At 68.7% G+C, this 15,598-nt stretch carries 19 protein-coding genes and 1 tRNA gene; 10 read left to right on the forward strand and 10 right to left on the reverse strand.

The annotated features are described in order from the left end of the window. Positions 1-7 precede the first annotated feature (7 nt). Together HQ325_RS06670 and HQ325_RS06675 are read right to left on the reverse strand one after the other, a co-directional pair. Positions 8-196 (reverse strand): hypothetical protein, encoded by a 189-nt coding sequence (locus tag HQ325_RS06670; RefSeq protein ID WP_222627507.1) that lies wholly within the window; start codon positions 194-196, stop codon positions 8-10. Beyond that, positions 196-768, reverse strand: coding sequence for a type IV toxin-antitoxin system AbiEi family antitoxin (locus HQ325_RS06675; protein WP_222627509.1), 573 nt, complete (start codon positions 766-768; stop codon positions 196-198). The genes HQ325_RS06670 and HQ325_RS06675 overlap by 1 nt, the downstream gene beginning before the upstream one ends. Positions 769-1,025: 257 nt before the next feature. Between HQ325_RS06675 and glpR the strand changes: the two genes are divergently transcribed. Further along, complete coding sequence (glpR, locus tag HQ325_RS06680; protein ID WP_222627511.1) at positions 1,026-1,790, forward strand: gephyrin-like molybdotransferase receptor GlpR; 765 nt, start codon at positions 1,026-1,028, stop codon at positions 1,788-1,790. A gap of 62 nt (positions 1,791-1,852) precedes the next feature. Next, positions 1,853-1,928, forward strand: a tRNA-Ala gene (locus HQ325_RS06685). Between the two features lie 24 nt (positions 1,929-1,952). On the opposite strand, the gene HQ325_RS06690 is transcribed toward HQ325_RS06685, so the two are convergent. Further along, positions 1,953-2,702, reverse strand: coding sequence for a hypothetical protein (locus HQ325_RS06690; protein WP_222627513.1), 750 nt, complete (start codon positions 2,700-2,702; stop codon positions 1,953-1,955). 149 nt (positions 2,703-2,851) lie between these two features. Between HQ325_RS06690 and HQ325_RS06695 the strand changes: the two genes are divergently transcribed. The 3 genes from HQ325_RS06695 to HQ325_RS06705 are packed head-to-tail and all read left to right on the forward strand — an operon-like array spanning position 2,852 to position 6,281. Further along, the gene (locus tag HQ325_RS06695; RefSeq protein WP_222627515.1) at positions 2,852-4,183 is read left to right on the forward strand and encodes an MFS transporter; all 1,332 of its coding nucleotides are present in this window, start codon (positions 2,852-2,854) and stop codon (positions 4,181-4,183) included. A gap of 41 nt (positions 4,184-4,224) precedes the next feature. Beyond that, positions 4,225-4,899, forward strand: coding sequence for a response regulator transcription factor (locus tag HQ325_RS06700; protein WP_222627517.1), 675 nt, complete (start codon positions 4,225-4,227; stop codon positions 4,897-4,899). Continuing rightward, positions 4,896-6,281: a HAMP domain-containing sensor histidine kinase gene (locus HQ325_RS06705; protein ID WP_222627520.1), complete on the forward strand. Its 1,386-nt coding sequence runs from the start codon at positions 4,896-4,898 to the stop codon at positions 6,279-6,281. Before HQ325_RS06700 ends, HQ325_RS06705 begins: the two co-directional genes overlap by 4 nt. Here HQ325_RS06705 and HQ325_RS06710 read toward each other — a convergent pair. The 5 genes from HQ325_RS06710 to HQ325_RS06730 all read right to left on the reverse strand — a co-directional run bounded on the left by HQ325_RS06710 (position 6,208) and on the right by HQ325_RS06730 (position 10,798). Next, positions 6,208-7,182, reverse strand: coding sequence for a TAXI family TRAP transporter solute-binding subunit (locus tag HQ325_RS06710; RefSeq protein WP_222627522.1), 975 nt, complete (start codon positions 7,180-7,182; stop codon positions 6,208-6,210). The genes HQ325_RS06705 and HQ325_RS06710 overlap by 74 nt on opposite strands. A gap of 28 nt (positions 7,183-7,210) precedes the next feature. Continuing rightward, positions 7,211-7,705, reverse strand: coding sequence for an SRPBCC family protein (locus HQ325_RS06715; RefSeq protein ID WP_222627524.1), 495 nt, complete (start codon positions 7,703-7,705; stop codon positions 7,211-7,213). 25 nt (positions 7,706-7,730) lie between these two features. Further along, positions 7,731-8,765, reverse strand: coding sequence for an SDR family oxidoreductase (locus HQ325_RS06720; RefSeq protein WP_222627526.1), 1,035 nt, complete (start codon positions 8,763-8,765; stop codon positions 7,731-7,733). Then, on the reverse strand, positions 8,762-10,006 hold the full coding sequence (locus HQ325_RS06725; protein ID WP_222627528.1) for an aspartate aminotransferase family protein: 1,245 nt from the start codon (positions 10,004-10,006) through the stop codon (positions 8,762-8,764). The genes HQ325_RS06720 and HQ325_RS06725 overlap by 4 nt, the downstream gene beginning before the upstream one ends. A gap of 249 nt (positions 10,007-10,255) precedes the next feature. Beyond that, positions 10,256-10,798, reverse strand: a complete 543-nt coding sequence (locus HQ325_RS06730; protein WP_222627530.1) for a CGNR zinc finger domain-containing protein — start codon at positions 10,796-10,798, stop codon at positions 10,256-10,258. 101 nt (positions 10,799-10,899) lie between these two features. On the opposite strand from HQ325_RS06730, the gene HQ325_RS06735 reads away from it, so the two are divergent. The 5 genes from HQ325_RS06735 (at position 10,900) to HQ325_RS06755 (ending at position 14,134) form a co-directional block, all read left to right on the forward strand. Then, positions 10,900-11,871 carry a DMT family transporter gene (locus tag HQ325_RS06735; RefSeq protein ID WP_222627532.1) on the forward strand — a complete coding sequence of 324 codons (972 nt, stop codon included), beginning with the start codon at positions 10,900-10,902 and terminating at the stop codon, positions 11,869-11,871. 135 nt (positions 11,872-12,006) lie between these two features. Further along, complete coding sequence (locus HQ325_RS06740) at positions 12,007-12,474, forward strand: effector binding domain-containing protein (protein WP_222627534.1); 468 nt, start codon at positions 12,007-12,009, stop codon at positions 12,472-12,474. Beyond that, entirely contained in the window at positions 12,471-12,908 is a 438-nt protein-coding gene (locus tag HQ325_RS06745; protein ID WP_222627536.1) for an effector binding domain-containing protein, read from the forward strand. Before HQ325_RS06740 ends, HQ325_RS06745 begins: the two co-directional genes overlap by 4 nt. A 266-nt stretch (positions 12,909-13,174) precedes the next feature. After that, entirely contained in the window at positions 13,175-13,867 is a 693-nt protein-coding gene (locus HQ325_RS06750; RefSeq protein ID WP_222627538.1) for a TetR/AcrR family transcriptional regulator, read from the forward strand. An 84-nt stretch (positions 13,868-13,951) separates the two neighbouring features. Beyond that, positions 13,952-14,134: a hypothetical protein gene (locus tag HQ325_RS06755; protein ID WP_222629228.1), complete on the forward strand. Its 183-nt coding sequence runs from the start codon at positions 13,952-13,954 to the stop codon at positions 14,132-14,134. Positions 14,135-14,157: 23 nt separating this feature from the next. On the opposite strand, the gene HQ325_RS06760 is transcribed toward HQ325_RS06755, so the two are convergent. Then, positions 14,158-14,934, reverse strand: a complete 777-nt coding sequence (locus tag HQ325_RS06760) for a ferredoxin reductase (protein ID WP_308014282.1) — start codon at positions 14,932-14,934, stop codon at positions 14,158-14,160. Between the two features lies 1 nt (position 14,935). After that, positions 14,936-15,535 (reverse strand): sulfite oxidase-like oxidoreductase, encoded by a 600-nt coding sequence (locus HQ325_RS06765; RefSeq protein ID WP_222627540.1) that lies wholly within the window; start codon positions 15,533-15,535, stop codon positions 14,936-14,938. Positions 15,536-15,598 lie beyond the last annotated feature (63 nt).

A 15,598-nucleotide genomic window follows, 5' to 3' on the forward strand; every position in this document is an offset into this window, starting at 1 on the left:
CCCACGGCTACCGGCACCGTCCGCGGTTGCTGCCACGTTCGGGGAACGCTCGCGCGAGCCCCTCGTTCAGCAGTCGCCGCAGGCGTCGGGGCAGGCGTCCCTCCCAGTCGAAGTCCGAGCGGGCGACGAACCGTCCGAGGGAATCGACGAACCGGTGCTGCAAGCGGGGCGCCGGGATCTCCGGCCACTGCATCATCAGCGCCCGACTCCACGACTCGCCGATGCTCTCGGTGAGTGGGCTGGCCAGGTGTACCGCCGTGCGTGCGCGAGCGATACCGTCCCGGCGGCCCATCCCGGGCAGCGCCGCCGCGACGTCCGCCCGAGGCGCAGCGCTGATTCCACCGCGCACAACGCCTGAACGGGCGACCCGACGCACGAGAGATCGAGTGCCGTCCGCGCCGGGGTGGTCACCCGGAGCCCGTCCACCGAGGTGCGGTCGGCGTCGGTCGACGACACACGGTGCTCGACGCAACTCGAGGTCGACTTCCCGCCGCCCCGGCCTTCGACACTCACGTGCACACGGGACCGGTCGGGGTGCAGCGTCGCGAGTCCCAGCACGGCCGCCGCCGAGTGGTGGCTCGCCACGGCGATGGACGACCGGCGCGAGAGTGCCGCGCGAACCCGGAGCAGGTAGCGCTCGTCGACATCGGCTGCGCGCCATCGATCGCCGTCGACGTAGCAGCCTCGTCCGAGCCGGACCAACTCTCCTCGCCGCACCATTCCGCGCAGTTCATCGTCGGTGTGGTCGTCGATGTCGCGGAGTGTCATCGGGACAGTGTCGGACAGCGCCGCGTCGCCGAACGGCCAGCGAGGGCTGCCTGTGGATGACGCACGCTGACCGTGCCGGGATGTGCTGACGCTGCAGCGACCACGACTCCCGATTGCGTCAGCACATGGCGCGGGCCTGTGACTGGTGTGACATGAGTGCACTCGTGTTCGGCGCGTCGCCGTCGGCGGTTCACCGCGCCCCACTACGCTGACGTGCAAGCTCACATGAATGTGATTCACGTCAGGAGGTGGTGGGTGTGCCCAATTCGGTGATCTGGATCGGCCTCGTCGCCATCTGGCTGTTCGTGCTCGTGCCGATGGTGGTGAAGTCGCGCCCGCGCATCCGGCGCACCACCGATGTCGCGCTCGCCACCAGGGTTCTGCATCGGGGCGGAGCACGGCTCCGTGTCGACCCCGGCCCCGCGGCGGGTCATCGCAGCGACCCCGATTGGCGCCCGTCCGACGACGACCTGCACTCGACCGACTCGCTTTCGGAGGATCCGATGGAGACCCAGCACGGCCACGAGAGCGACGAGCACGTCGACGAGTACTTCTCGGAGGACTTCGTGCCGCAGCGACGCGGACGTGGTGGCTTCGATCCCGAGGCCGACGCCATCGCCCGCGCCGCCCGCTACTCGTTCCGTCAGCGCACGGTGCTCGGCTCCGTGTTCGTCATCGCGATGTCCGCAGCATTGGGATTCCTTGCGAGCCCGATCTTCTGGTGGGTCTTCGCCGTCACCCTCGTCGGACTGTCGTCCTACCTGTTCTACCTCCGCCGCCAGGTGCGCATCGAGGAGGACATCCGTCGTCGTCGCATGCAGCGTCTGCAGCGCTCGCGCCTCGGTGTCGAGTCGAGCACCGATCCGGAGCTCGCGCTCACTCCCGAGCGCCTGCGTCGCCCCGGTGCCGTGGTGCTCGAGGTGGACGACGAGGACCCGGCGTTCGACCATCTCGAGCACTACGACGAGCACGTCGGCGACTCCCACCTCGACGTCCGCATGCGCCGCGCAGCGGGGGAGTGACCGGATTTCTGGCAGTCCCGCGGGGCTGCTAGAGTTCGAGTCGATCCTGGTTCGCCGGGTCAGGGGCTGTGGCGCAGTTGGTAGCGCGTCTCGTTCGCATCGAGAAGGTCAGGGGTTCGATTCCCCTCAGCTCCACCACGTTCGACTCTCATCATCATCGCGTCACAACGCCTTGCGGAACTCGTCCATGAACGGTGACGGCGATTCCCGGCGGCTCCGCCACGATCGCATCAGCCACATCTCGATCAGCTCGGGGCGTACGTGGCCCAGTCTCGCCCACTCGTCGAGCACCTCGCAGTAGCCGAGGTAGCGCCGCACGGTCATGGCCGACACCGACGGATTCTCCACCCACCCCCGATGCACGAGCTCGGACAATGCCTGCTGGTCGAGGAGTTGTGGGCGGTGCAGCGTGCTCTCGGACCCGATCGCCCACACGTACAGGGACATCGGAACGCGCCCGAAGCCCGTGGCCTTCGGCCAGCCCGACCAGTCCCGGTGCGGCCCGACGTCGATGAGCGCCGGCGCGCGGCGGCACTCGTCCAGGGCCGTTCGGACGGTGTGCAACCGCCGCTCGTCGGCGGGCTCCGCCAGATCACGCGCATCGGGAAAGCGTCGAGCGCGGTCACGGTCCCGATGGCCGACGAGCCATGCGGCGCAGTGATAGACGGTGGCCAGATCGCACCCGTTGCCGAAAGTCTGCAGGTCGCCTCGGCGCAGGAACCCGATACCCGTCTCGACGATGTCTCCGTCCAGCGCGCGGGCGCGAACGCGCACCGGGATCCGTGCGGTCGTGAGTCGACTGTTCCACCAGTCGAGGTCGATCTCGGCGAGATCACCCAGCACGTCGTACTCGTACGAACGGGCGCTGCACCACGCGAGGCAGGCTTCGGGCAGTGCCGGCGTCGTCGTCATGTCGGCGATCGTGGCAGGTACCACCGACAGCCTCGGTCGCGATTGCAAAGTATCTGTAAAGACTGCAGGCGGCCGTGCCGCATATGGCGCCGGTCACACCTAGTGTTCGTTCGGTGCATCCCCTGCACCGGACCGAAAGGTGACCATCCATGGCCACGACAGCCATCCCCGCGGGGCCTCCCTCGACGAAGCGCGCGGTGTTCAACACCATTCGCGGATCGCTCGGCAACCTCGTCGAGTGGTACGACGTGTACGTCTACACGGTCTTCGCGTCGTACCTGCAGTCGAGCTTCTTCGCCGACGGTGAGCCCAACGCGGGCATCTACACGATGGGCATCTTCGCGATCACGTTCGTCATGCGCCCCATCGGATCGTGGTTCTTCGGCCGGTACGCGGATCGGCACGGGCGTCGCCCCGCACTGGTGTTCAGCATCTCGCTGATGGCGGGAGCATCGCTGCTCATCGCGCTGACCCCCACGGCCGAGTCCATCGGGTCGGCCGCGGTGGTCATGCTGGTGCTGTGCCGATTGCTGCAGGGCTTCGCGACGGGCGGTGAGTACGGGACCTCGGCGACGTACATGTCCGAGGCGGCGACGCCGGGGCTGCGCGGGTTCTTCTCCTCGTTCCAGTACGTCACCCTGGTGGGCGGTCACGTGCTGGCTCAGGTCACGCTGCTGATACAACAGAGCGTCCTGACCGACGAGCAGATCGCTTCCTTCGGCTGGCGCATCGCGTTCGGGATCGGTGCCGTCGGCGCCGTGGTCGTCCTGTTCCTGCGTCGGAGCATGGACGAATCGCTGCAGACCGACGTCGACGGCAAGCGCAGCGGATCCATGACCGAGCTGTTCACCGCGTACCCGAAGCAGCTGCTCATCTGCTTCCTCGTGACCCTCGGCGGCACCGTCGCGTTCTACACCTACAGCGTCAACGGGCCGCTCATCGTCAAGAGCACCTACGCCGATCAGGGTATGACGGCGACGTGGATCAATCTCGCGGCGCTGGTGCTGCTCATGGTGATCCAGCCGCTCGGAGGTCTGCTGAGCGACAAGATCGGGCGCAAGCCGCTGCTCGTCGGGTTCGGCATCGCGGGCGTGCTGTGGTCGTGGACCTTCCTGAACCTGCTGCCCCGGGTCGAGACGCCGATGGTGTCCTTCCTGCTGCTCGCCGGAACCTACGTCATCCTCACCGGCTACACCTCGATCAACGCGATCGTGAAGGCCGAGCTGTTCCCGGCTCACGTACGCGCGCTGGGGTTGGGACTCGGTTACGCACTGGCCAATTCGATGTTCGGTGGCACGGCCCCGGTGATCTACGAGGCCGCCAAGGAGAACAACGCACTCGACGCCTTCGGCATCTACGTCACCATCGCCATCGGTGTCTCGCTCGTCGTGTACGTCTTCGTACTGAAGAATCGCGCGCCGACCTTCCTGGACGCCGAGCAGGCACGCCGAGCGGACGCGAACACGGCAACCGTGTCCTGAGCCTGCGTTAGGCTCTTCGCGCCGGACGGGAGGGCCTGACGATGCAGATTCTCGTCGTGGAGGACGACCTCGGGGTCGCCGACGCACTGACGCAGTCGCTGCGTCGGCAGGGCTGGGCGGTGCGCCACGCCGCCACCGGGACCGCAGCACTCGACATGCTCGACGACGCCGATCTCGTCCTGCTCGACATGGGGCTCCCGGATCACGACGGCCTGTGGGTCTGCCGCCGGATCCGGGAGCACTCGTCCGTTCCCATCGTGGCGCTCACGGCGCGGCGCACCGAGGATTCCGTGATCGGCGCTCTGCGTGCGGGTGTCGACGACTACGTCACCAAGCCGTACAGCTTTGCGGTGCTGCTCGCACGGCTGGACGCGGTGGTGCGGCGCAGCGTCGGACGCGTCGCCACCGAGCCGACCGTCGATCTCGGCTTCGACCTCGCTCGGGACACCCGCGAGGTCACCGCGCCCGACGGCTCCGTGCGCACGCTCACCGCGAAGGAATGCGAACTGCTCGTGGCACTCTCTCGCACACCGGACCGCCCCGTGAGCCGCGCAGCTCTCATGGAGGAGGTGTGGGACACGACGTGGGTGGGTGCCTCGCGCACGCTCGACGTCCATGTCGCCTCGCTGCGGAACAAGGTGAAGGACATCGCCCGGATCGAGTCGGTGCGCGGCGTCGGCTATCGACTGGTCACGGCGGCCGGGCCCGACGAGTGAGGAGACGGCTGCTCGCACTGGCGATCACGTTGACGGCCGCCGTGCTGGCGGCGCTCATCGCGCCCCTCGTGGCCGCCCACGCGGAGGAGCGGGCGATCACCATCCACGAACGCCGGCTGGCCGCCGCCACCCGGTTCGCCACCCTGGCCGACAGTGTCGGGGACGCGAGCTCGCTGGGACCTGATCTGATGCGGTACGGCGAGGTCACGCAGAGCACCCGTACCTGGCTCGTCGACATCGACGGATCGGTGCTCGCACCGTCCGGTTCGAACCTGCCGGCGGACGTGCCGGGGCTTAACGGCGCGGTGCGCGACGCGCTGGCGGGAACACCGACCTCGGCTCCGACCGCGCTGTGGCCGTGGCAGAGCGAGCCGTTGATCGTCGCGACGCCGATCGGCCGGGACGCGCAGATCCTCGGTGCCGTCGTCATGCTGGAGGACACGTCGGACGCACGGGACAACGTGCAGCGAGCGATGGTGCTGGCCGCGGCGGGCGGCGCCGTCGTCCTCGCGCTCGTCGCCTGGCTCGTGGGAGTGCCGCTCGTCGGCTGGGTGGTGCGGCCGGTCGACGATCTGACCACCCGCGTCGAGCAGCTGTCCCGTGGCCGCACCCCGACAGAGGGACGCCACGTCGGGCCGCCCGAACTCCGGCGGCTCGCGGAGTCGTTCGACGACATGGCGGCGAACGTGGAGCACTCCCGGCAGCAGCAACGCGAACTGGTCGCGGACGTGTCGCACCAGTTGGCCAATCCGCTGACGGCACTGCGGCTTCGGCTCGAGAACCTGGCCGTGGACGATCCGGCCGTCGAACCGGTGCTCGCCGAGACCGAACGCATGGCGCGCTCGCTCGACGCGGTGATCGAGATCAGCCGCGCGGGAGGCTTCGACCGACGCTCGACGGAGGTGGACGTCGCCGGGCAGCTACGCGAGCGAGTCGCGTTGTGGGCGCCGTTGTTCGGGAGTCTGCTCACCGTCCGGGTGGACGTCGACGCGGCCCCGGCGGTGCTGGAGGAGGACCTCGTCCCGACCGTGCTCGACGTCCTGCTGGACAACGCCGTGAAGTACGCGGAGGGTCGGTCCGTCGACGTCGTGCTGGAGCAAGCCGGCGACGCGTGGCGAGTGACGGTGCGTGATCACGGTGACGGCGTCAGTGCCGCCGAAGCCGCCGAGCTGGGGCGACGCTTCCACCGACTCGAACGACACGCCGGCGTCGAGGGCACCGGACTGGGTCTCGCGATCGTCGTCCTCCGCATCCGTGACGCCGACGGCGAGGTGGTCTTCGAACCCGCCGATCCCGGCCTGCGGACGGTCATCTCACTTCCCGCGCGTCTCGATCGCGGAACCACCGCAACGCCCCCGGATGCAGCGGGACCGGCTGGGTGAACATCCCGGCGGCGACGGTCGGCTGTCGGACGTCGGGCACGGTCTGCGCGATCGCGTCCTGACGGTCGAAGACGACGGACGTGAATCCGTAGGCAGTGTCCTCGCGGAGCGTCGGCGTCGCTATGAGGTACGTCTTCACGCTGACCGTCTGGACGGCGGCGGGCAGACGGTACGGCCCGGCCGGCAGCGGACCGGTGACGTACTGCGGACCCCACGTCGACACGAGTCCCTCGACCAGTCCACCGATGTCGAGGGCGCGGACCGGTGTGCGCGCGCCCAGCTCGACCAGTGCCCGCACCGGAAACCCGCTGACGAAGGCCAGGGCGTCGACGCGCCCGGAGCTCAGTGCCGCTGTCGAGTCGCCGAGCGGCTGCGCGACGAAGTCGACGTCCGCCGTGTCCACTCCCGCTGCGGCCAGGCATCTCTCGGTCACCGACCGGGTTCCCGAGTCGGTCTGGCCCGCGCTCAGGCGCAGGCCGGCCAGATCGTCGATACTCGTGACCGGAGAGTCCACCGGGACGAGGATCTGCAGGAAGCTGTCGTAGAGCCGGGCCAGCGCTGTCAGGGAGACCGGGGTGTCGAAGGACCCCGCGCCGCGCACCGCGTCGAGCGCCGTGTCGCCGAGGCAGAACGCGACGTCCGCGGTGCCCGCTGCGAGATCGAGCACGTTACCCACGGAACCGCCGGTCACGACGACCTCCGCGCGCACGCCCGGGAGCACTCGGGAGGCCTCCGTGCGCAGAGCCGCGCCGTACTCGTCGAACACCGCCCCGACGTTGCCGGTGGCGATGCGGAGTCGGCCGGACGCGTCCTGCCACCACGGATCTCGGGAACACCCCGCCAGGGCGGCACCGGCGGCAACCGCACCGGCCCCGCGGAGGAACTGCCGTCGGCCGAGCACTCGCTCAGCATAGGCCCGAGCCGGGCCGTCAGCGCTGGGGGAGCCGCGACCCTGTCTCGACGGACACGACCCCGGAACCGAAGAGTCCGTCGACGATCTGGTGCACGGCGGTGGCCAGTTCCTGCGCGGCAACTGGATTGAGCATGTCGGCCATCGACGGGATGCCGATGTCGACGGCGGCGTCGAACGCCATCTCCACGGCGCCGTCGCCGGTCTCCCGCACCGCCCACCGGCCGCCGAACGATCCGAGGTCGCCGCTCGACTGTTCGAAGGTGACGGTGCGCCCGGCCACGTCGACGGTGTCCGTCTCGATCCACTGCAGCAGCCCGCCTCGGAAGTGGGTCGACCACGACGACGACCGGACGTGTCCGGTCGCATCCTGCGACTCGGGATCCGTCACGGTGATGCGGTCGACCATCGGCACGTGGTCCCCGAACGACGCGAAGTCGCTGACCCGAGCGAACACGTCGTCCGGGGTGACCCCGGTGAGGGTGGCGAGCACACTGATGATGCTGGGGGACATGAGAACTCCTCGACTGGGAACACGATCAGGCGGATTGCAGGACGGGATAGGCGCCGGGGGAGCGAGACACCAGGTGCCGGGCGGTGAGTCGAGCGGAACGTTCGATGGTGTCCGCCGTCTGTACGGGCGGGAGGGGCCCCGAACCCAGTGACGTGGGAAATGGGCTGGTATTGAACAGGTTCGCGACGGAGGCGAGGAGGTTGGCGAACTTCGTCTGCGACGCGGGATCGAGCAGATCGAAGAAGGCCGGCCTCCACAGGCGCTGGAACACGTCCGGATGCAGCCGACGAGGCGCGTCCACCGCGACGCCGAGGCGAGTGGCCTCGTCGACCAGCACGGCGACGAGGGAGTCGATGTCCAGTGCCGCGGCCCCACTGGTGACCCACACGTGCTCCCGGTCGTACCGCTGTGGGTGCGCCACCACCGTCGCGATCGACCGTGCGACCACGTCGCACGGTACGAAGTCGTACTGCAGCGCGTCCTCGCACAGGACCACCGGCAACGTCCCGCGCAGGAAGGCGCGCACGAGGGTGTGCAGCCCCTGCAACTCGGAGATCTCGCCGGTCACGGAATCGCCGCACACGATGGACGGGCGGACGATGGTCCAGTCGAGGCCGCTGCTCCGCACGACGTTCTCGCCGTCTCTCTTGCTGGCGATGTACGCACCGGGGTGCATGGTGGCGAGTCCGCCTGTCACGTCGGCGATCACGGGCTGCTCGACGAAGGCGGTGCTCACATGCACCAGGCGTGCCGACGCTTCTCGGGCCAGTTCCACGACGTGGCGGACGCCGTCGACGTTGACGGCGCGAGTGGACTCGTCGTCCGCTCCGAAGTCCACGACGCCCGCGCAGTGCACGACGGTGTTCACGTCGCGGGTGAGGGTGGACCACGTCCGATCGTCGAGACCGAGGTGCGGCGCACGGAGATCACCGCGGACGGTGACCCCCGAGTGATGCACGGCGCGTCGACCTTCCAGCACGATCACGTCGTGGTCCTCGGTGAGGGCGCGGAGCGTCGGCAGTCCGACGACGCCGGAGGCGCCGGTCAGCAGGATCGTCACAGGTGTCCTTTCGAGTACGTCTCGCGCAGCGCCCCGGCGACGGCGCTGAGCATCCAGTCGACATCCGCCTCGGTCATCGTGGCCGGGGGTGTGAAGCGCACGACGGGACTGGCGTTGAGGGAGTGGTTGGCCACGACGCGTCGGTCGAGCAGTGCGAGCAGGAACCGGCCGGCGATACCCGCGTCGCCGAAGTCGAGCCCGATGAGCAGCCCACGACCGCGGACCTCCACAGGCCCGACATCCGCCGCGAGCAGACGTAACTCGTCGAGGAGTCGGGCACCCGTCCGGGCGGAGCGCGCCACCAGTTTCTCGTCGTCGATGACCTCGAGCGCGGCGCACGCAGCCGCCATCCCCAGCGGCGCACCGGAGAAGGTCGACGTGTGGATGCCGAAGTCGATGTCGAACGCACGGAAGGCGCGCGGTGTCGCGACGGCGGCCGACACGGGAATCACGCCGCCGCCCAGACTCTTTCCCACGAGGACGATGTCCGCCTCGACGGCATCCCGCTCGCTCTCCCACATCAGGCCGGTGCGTCCCAGCCCGGTCATGATCTCGTCGATCACGAGGAGTGCACCGCGTTCACGGCACAGCGCCGAGGCGACCGCGAGGTAGTTGCGGGGCGGCAGCACGACCCCGCCCTCGCCCTGCACGGGCTCGAGGACCACACAGGTATCGGAGGCGTCGTCGCCGAGAGCGTCCGACAATGCGTGGCTGTCGCCGTACGGCACGGTGGTCGCCGCGGTGAACAGCCGACGGAACGGGTTCTGATACGACGGATTCGCCGTGAGGGCGAGTGCGCCGAGGGTCTTGCCGTGGTAGCCGCGGCTCGCCCCGATCAGTCGGTGGTGGCCGGCGCTGCAGGCCATCTTGACGGCGGCCTCTGTCGCCTCGGTTCCGGAGGCGCCGAAGTACACCTTCGACAACGGATCCGGCAGACGCGCCGCCAGTGCCGCCGCGGCCTCGGCCACCCGAGGTTCGAGCAGAGTGCGGGTGGCGACGGGATGGCGACCGAGCTGGGCGATCACGGCGTCGACGACGCGGGGATGCCGAGCACCGAGCAGGAGGGTCCCGTAGCCACCGCAGTTGAGATACTCGACGTCCTCGGTCGACCACAGCCTGGCTCCGAGAGAGCGGTCCTCCACGATGTCGCCCAGCATGGCGGCCACGCGTGCACGAGACTCGGACAGGTGAGCGCGGGTGTGGCTCTGTACCCGCCCGTCGAGGGACGTCGAGATCGACATGATGGGACTCCCGAGACGAGGAGAAGCGATGAGGCGTGCGACCCGGCGGGCCACCGCGATCACCGACGGTAACCCCGTCCCTGGACGTCGTCAAAGCGGCAGCGGATCCGGATGATGTTGTGACACAACCGCTGACGCGAACTGCGGTTATCGCCGAACCGTCACCCGGCGGCTGGTCCTCTCGTCTCGTCGCGCCGGTCGGAAACCGCATATTCGTGCGAATATCGGTTCACCGGAAACCGGCCGGGGTCAGCTCCGCTTGCGAGCCCGGTACGCGGCGACATTGGCGCGGTTGCCGCAGTTTCCGGTGTCGCAGTACCGCCTCGATCGGTTGCGGGAGAGATCCACGAGCACCGCGTCGCAGTCCGGTGCGTCGCACAGACGGAGCCGCTCGAGCTCGTCCGACCGCACCATGTCGGCGAGGGCGACGGCGGTCTCGGCCGTCATGCGATCGGCGAGGGGCGCATCGTCGTCGCTGACGTGCATGTGCCAGCCCCAGTCACCGTGGCGGGTGAGGTACGGCCGCGCGTCCGATGCGGCCAGCATCGCGTTGACGACGGGCACGACCGCGTCGGGTTCGCCCGTCTCCCACAGCGCTCGCCAGGCCGGGCGCAGTGCGCACACGGCGTCGAGTTCCTCCTGCGTGCCGTCACGGCGCCCCGTCCACTCGTGCTCGTCGAGCATCGAGGACAGGGTGCTCGTGTCGTGGAGGTGGTCTTCGCCGTTCGCGGCCGTGTTGATCAGCGCCGCTGCCCAGACGAGCGCGGTGCGTGTGTCATGAGCAAAAAGCATTTGACTCCTGACCTTGCGGGTATCTACTGTCATGACCAATCTACAGTTACGGTCATGACAGCGCGTCGGACGCCGTGACCGGTTCCTCGAAAGGGTCGCTCATGGTGTCCTCCCGTTCCGGTGTCGCATTCGCCGTGACCTCCGCGATCGCGTTCGGAATGTCGGGCCCGTTCGCCAAGGCGCTGACCGACACCGGGTGGTCGCCCGAGGCCGCGGTGCTCGCTCGCATCGTCGGCGGCGCGGTGATATTGCTGCCCGTGGTCGTCCTGCTGCGCCGCGGCGCACTCCGCGGCATGCTGTCCGCCCCCGTCACGGTCGTCGCGTACGGCGTCATCGCGGTGGCAGGAGCGCAGGTCTGCTTCTTCAATGCGATCCAACACCTCTCGGTCGGTGTCGCGCTCATGCTCGAGTACCTCGGGCCGGTGCTGGTGATCGGGTGGATCTGGATCACCACTCGGCGATGCCCCCGGCCTGCGACCCTGGCGGGCGTGGCACTCGCACTCGGCGGTGCGCTCGTCGTGCTCGACGTGTTCGACGGCGCCGTGTTCGATCCGGTCGGTGTGCTCTGGGGGCTGTCCGCGGCCGTGTGCCTCGCCTTCTACTTCGTGGTGTCCGCGAAACAAGGTGACGCCGTCGATCCGTTGGTGCTCTCGGCCGCCGGACTTGCGGTGGGCGCCATTGTGGTCGGCGTTGCCGGAATGTCGGGAATGGTTCCGTTGCAGGTGTCGACCAACGACGTCGCACTCGACGGCCGAGCGTGGCCGTGGTGGACGGCCGTCGCGGTGCTCGCCCTGGTCTCCGCAGCCGTCGCGTACGTCTTCGGGATCATGGCGTCCCGCGCGCTGGGGGCCTCGACCGCGTCGGTGATCGCGCTGGTCGAGGTGCTGTGCGCGGTGGGTGCGGCATGGCTCCTGCTCGGCGAGACGGTGTCTCTCACTCAAATCGCGGGTGGTACAGCAATTCTGACGGGAGCCGCGGTGGTGCAGTGGCGATCCGATGCACCGCCGCCCGCGGAGGCGTTGCCGGCGTCGGCAGGAATGGACGGATCCCACGGGGTATCCGTTCTCCCCTGACGCGGCACTGTATGGTGAGGGCGCGTCGTGGTATTCGGCGGACGGTCACTTCTCCGGGCGGGGTCGCGAGTGCCGGTCCGCCGGAATGGCAGTGATCACTACGCGGACATCGAAGCCGTTGCACGGGAGCCCGTCATGACCATCGAATTCGTCGACCTCGCGGAAACGTGGGTTGCGGGTCTACCTGTGCGCAGCCCGAAACGGGCGCTGGGCTCTCTCTACGACACCAATCTCGAACGTGCGTGGTCGGGAATCCTGAACCAGGACATCGGTGAACCGCTCGGGTCGGTGTACACCGACTTCGTTCCCGCGATCGGGTCCTACAGCACGCAGATCGTCGGGTACCGCGTCGTCGACGGTGACGTGCGCCGCGGCCACATCGTGGCGCGTGTGCCGGCGGGGCGTTACGCGAAATTCTCCGCGGTCGGCAATTTTCCGAAGGTCCTGACGACGCTGTGGAACGAGATCACGCACGCGGAGGAGATGGGAGCCTTCACTCGTGCCTTCACCGGCGAGTTCGAGGTGTATCCCCACGCGTACAAGATCGAGATGTACGTTCCGGTCGAGACGCCGGGCTCGCGGGGCATCGGCGGTGCGGGATGACCTTCCGTCTCGTCGCCCGGCCCAGCGAGGTGTTCGGAGGGCTGGTCGTGCCCGGTGTCGATCCCGGCCCCGAGGGCAGCGCCAGTGACCTCGTCGTGTTCCTGCGCGAACGCATCCGCGAACGCGAACCGGAGGGCGCCGACGTCTACACCGTCTACGTCCCGGATCAGCGTGGTGTGTGCAACGTGGTCGTCGGAGTTCCTCGCCGACACGTCGACGAGGTCCCCGTCGGCGACGTCTTCGTCACGCTTCCGTCAGGAGCGTTCGCCGTCTTCACGCCCTCGATGACGCTGCCCGACCGCGCCGAGGACGCGTGGTCGCAGGCCGAGGACGCCATTGCCGACGGGTCGATCGTGCGGGCCGGAGGGGTGGAGTTCGAATGCCTCTCGCCCGACGGGAATGTCGAGATCTTCGTGTCGGTCCTGCTGCAATGACGTGCGCCGACGTCCAGAAACGACGAACGAGAAGTCGGCTCTACGCGCGATAAGGAACCTACCGACGAGTAGACGGCACCGGAGCGGTGCTCGGACTCGCTCGCGCACCGGTCGTCGTTGTGATTTTGTCTCGAGTGCATTTTGCGCCCGTGTTCGGGTCCAACCTGTGCTTATCATGATCACGCGCAGTAGAAGGGTGTGACACGGGATTCACACCGGCGGTTCGGAGTTCTGGTCCGAACGCGCGTGACTAGTGGGGAGTAACAATGGTCAGGCAATTACGTGCAGAGGCAACGCGGTCCGCGGCCCTGCGGGCTGCCGCCGATCTGTTCCTGCGGGTCGGCCATGCCACGGCGACCCTGAGCCAGGTCTCGGCGGAGTCGGGTGTGACCAAGGGCGCGCTGTACTTCCACTTCGCCTCCAAGGAGGAGCTGGCTCGCGCGCTCGTGGACGAGGGTCGCGAGCGTGTCGCTGCCGCCTGCACCGGAATGGTCGACAGCCGTTCTCCCGCACTGGAATCCGTCATCGGAATCACGTATTCCGTTCTGGACCTTGCCAATACCGACAACCTGGTGCGCATCATGTACCGCCTGCAGCTCGAGGTGGACGCACCGGACCCCACGCGGGGAAGCGTCTTCGGAACCTGGCAGAACATCTTCTCGCATCTCTTCGAGCGCGCGATCGAGCACGGGGACGTCATCGACTCGTTGGATGCCGAGACCGCGTCCTGCCTGGTCTCGGAGATGCTCAGCGGTGTGCTGATGGTCGCCGAGGGCACGGCGCGCCTCGACGGTGCCGCGGTGCGCATGGAGCAGGTCTGGCACACGATCCTGCCCTCGCTCGTGCCGCCCGCGAAGCTCCCGTACTTCCGTGAGTTCGCGTCGCGGAGCCTGTCGAGCTTCGTGCGTGATCGCGCGGCCGCCGCCGACACCACCAGCGGCGTCTCCAGCAGCCACTAGCGTTCGGCGCTGTCTCGGCGCACACTGTGACGTGGGACACACGATGTGGTGTGTCGACTGCACGAGTGACGTCGGGAGAGAACCATGGAAGACATCGCCACGCGCGAGCGCGCCGACCGCCGCATGTCCGACAACGAGCTGCGCAAGGCCATTCGCGTTCTGCAGTCACGGGCGGACGACGCGCGCAAGCGCGGAGACGACGACGATGCTGCACGCATCGAGCGCACCGTCCGGGACTACCAGGACGAGATGACTACCCGCCTCTGACATCGGCCGGGCGGGGTCGGGTGTCAGCTGGGACCGAAGCGCTCCGTGCGGATGTTCGCCGGCGAATGTCCCCGTGCGACCAGCATGTCCGCGACCGTGTCGACGAAGCTCGTGGGTCCGCAGATGTAGCACCGCGGCTCGAACTCGGCGGGCCACCCGTGTGCGTCGAGATCCTCGATCGTGATGCGGCCGAGCGGCCTGGGGGAGCCGGTGGGAGCGCGCCGCGTGTAGAGCGTGGTGACGTCGACTCCCGCGGGCGGGTGCGCCCACTCGTCGGCGAAGTACACCTCCGCCGGTTCGCGGACCGAGTACAGCACGCGGAACGGCACCCGGCCGCCGCTCGATCCCGCCGCGGCCTGCGCGCGGACCATCGCTCGGAGCGGAACGATGCCCGAGCCCCCGCCCACCAGCAGGACGGGCGGTGACGGCGTCTCGGTGGGTGTCGACGGCCGCCAGACGAACCACCGGCCGACGGGTCCGCGGATCTCGAACCGGTCGCCCACCTCGACGGCGCCGACGAGGTAGGGGGACACCTCGCCGTCCGCGACGTTCTGCACCGCGATCTCGATGCGCGACGTGCCGTCCGGAGCGGAGGCGAGGGAGTAGCTACGTTGCGCGCTGTACCCGTCCTCGGCGGTCAGTTTCACGTCGACGTGCTGTCCGGCGAGATGTCCCGGCCAGCCGTCGACGTCGAGCACCAGCGTCGAGGCGGTCGGTGTCTCGCGCCGCACCTCGAGCACCGTCGCGACGAGCCAGGGCCTGGCCCCGATCCCCACCCCGGCCGTGGATCCGGTGGTCACGTCAGTCGCCCTGGTATCGCTGCTCGCGCCACGGGTCGCCGTAGTCGTGATAGCCGCCGCGCTCCCAGAATCCCTGTTCGTTCTCCTCGGTGAGCTCGATGCGCGAGACCCACTTCGCCGACTTCCAGAAATACAGGTGCGGCACGAGAAGCCGTGCGGGACCGCCGTGTTCGCGTGCGAGCGGCTCTCCGTCGAACTCGGTGACGAGCCACGCCTTCCCGTCGCGCAGGTCCTCGAGGGGCAGATTGGTGGTGTATCCGTCGAAGCCGTGGACGACGACGTACCCGGCCTCGGTGTCGAGACCGTCCAGCAGCACGTCGAGGCTCACGCCGTTCCACGAGGTGTCGAGCTTCGACCACTTGGTGACGCAGTGGATGTCGACCGTCGGGGTCTCGTGCGGCAGCGCCGCCACCTCGTCCCACGTCCAGGCCCGGGTCTCACCGGTCTCGGACGTGATCGAGAACGACCACGTGTCGGTCGCGACCACGGGCGCGGGCCCGATGGCGAGAACCGGAAAGTCGTCGGTCAGATACTGGCCGGGGGGAGTCCGGCCGTCGTCGCCGCGTCGGCGGCCCACGAAGCCCTTCGAGATCAACGCCATGGTGGCAGATTCTGCGCCGGTCGTCGGTCCTCTGACAAGTCGGAGCGCGCACGTCGACCGGTA

Source organism: Rhodococcus sp. BP-349 (genome assembly GCF_019835845.1).
In the GTDB taxonomy this organism is placed as follows: domain Bacteria; phylum Actinomycetota; class Actinomycetes; order Mycobacteriales; family Mycobacteriaceae; genus Rhodococcoides.

Bases quoted from the DNA above. Each gene is read 5' to 3' on its own strand.
- HQ325_RS06670 (WP_222627507.1), bottom strand. From the start codon at position 196: ATGATGCAGTGGCCGGAGATCCCGGCGCCCCGCTTGCAGCACCGGTTC.
- HQ325_RS06675 (WP_222627509.1), bottom strand. From the start codon at position 768: ATGACACTCCGCGACATCGACGACCACACCGACGATGAACTGCGCGGA.
- HQ325_RS06690 (WP_222627513.1), bottom strand. From the start codon at position 2,702: ATGACGACGACGCCGGCACTGCCCGAAGCCTGCCTCGCGTGGTGCAGC.
- HQ325_RS06695 (WP_222627515.1), top strand. From the start codon at position 2,852: ATGGCCACGACAGCCATCCCCGCGGGGCCTCCCTCGACGAAGCGCGCG.
- HQ325_RS06700 (WP_222627517.1), top strand. From the start codon at position 4,225: ATGCAGATTCTCGTCGTGGAGGACGACCTCGGGGTCGCCGACGCACTG.
- HQ325_RS06715 (WP_222627524.1), bottom strand. From the start codon at position 7,705: ATGTCCCCCAGCATCATCAGTGTGCTCGCCACCCTCACCGGGGTCACC.
- HQ325_RS06725 (WP_222627528.1), bottom strand. From the start codon at position 10,006: ATGTCGATCTCGACGTCCCTCGACGGGCGGGTACAGAGCCACACCCGC.
- HQ325_RS06730 (WP_222627530.1), bottom strand. From the start codon at position 10,798: ATGCTTTTTGCTCATGACACACGCACCGCGCTCGTCTGGGCAGCGGCG.
- HQ325_RS06735 (WP_222627532.1), top strand. From the start codon at position 10,900: ATGGTGTCCTCCCGTTCCGGTGTCGCATTCGCCGTGACCTCCGCGATC.
- HQ325_RS06740 (WP_222627534.1), top strand. From the start codon at position 12,007: ATGACCATCGAATTCGTCGACCTCGCGGAAACGTGGGTTGCGGGTCTA.
- HQ325_RS06745 (WP_222627536.1), top strand. From the start codon at position 12,471: ATGACCTTCCGTCTCGTCGCCCGGCCCAGCGAGGTGTTCGGAGGGCTG.
- HQ325_RS06750 (WP_222627538.1), top strand. From the start codon at position 13,175: ATGGTCAGGCAATTACGTGCAGAGGCAACGCGGTCCGCGGCCCTGCGG.
- HQ325_RS06755 (WP_222629228.1), top strand. From the start codon at position 13,952: ATGGAAGACATCGCCACGCGCGAGCGCGCCGACCGCCGCATGTCCGAC.
- HQ325_RS06765 (WP_222627540.1), bottom strand. From the start codon at position 15,535: ATGGCGTTGATCTCGAAGGGCTTCGTGGGCCGCCGACGCGGCGACGAC.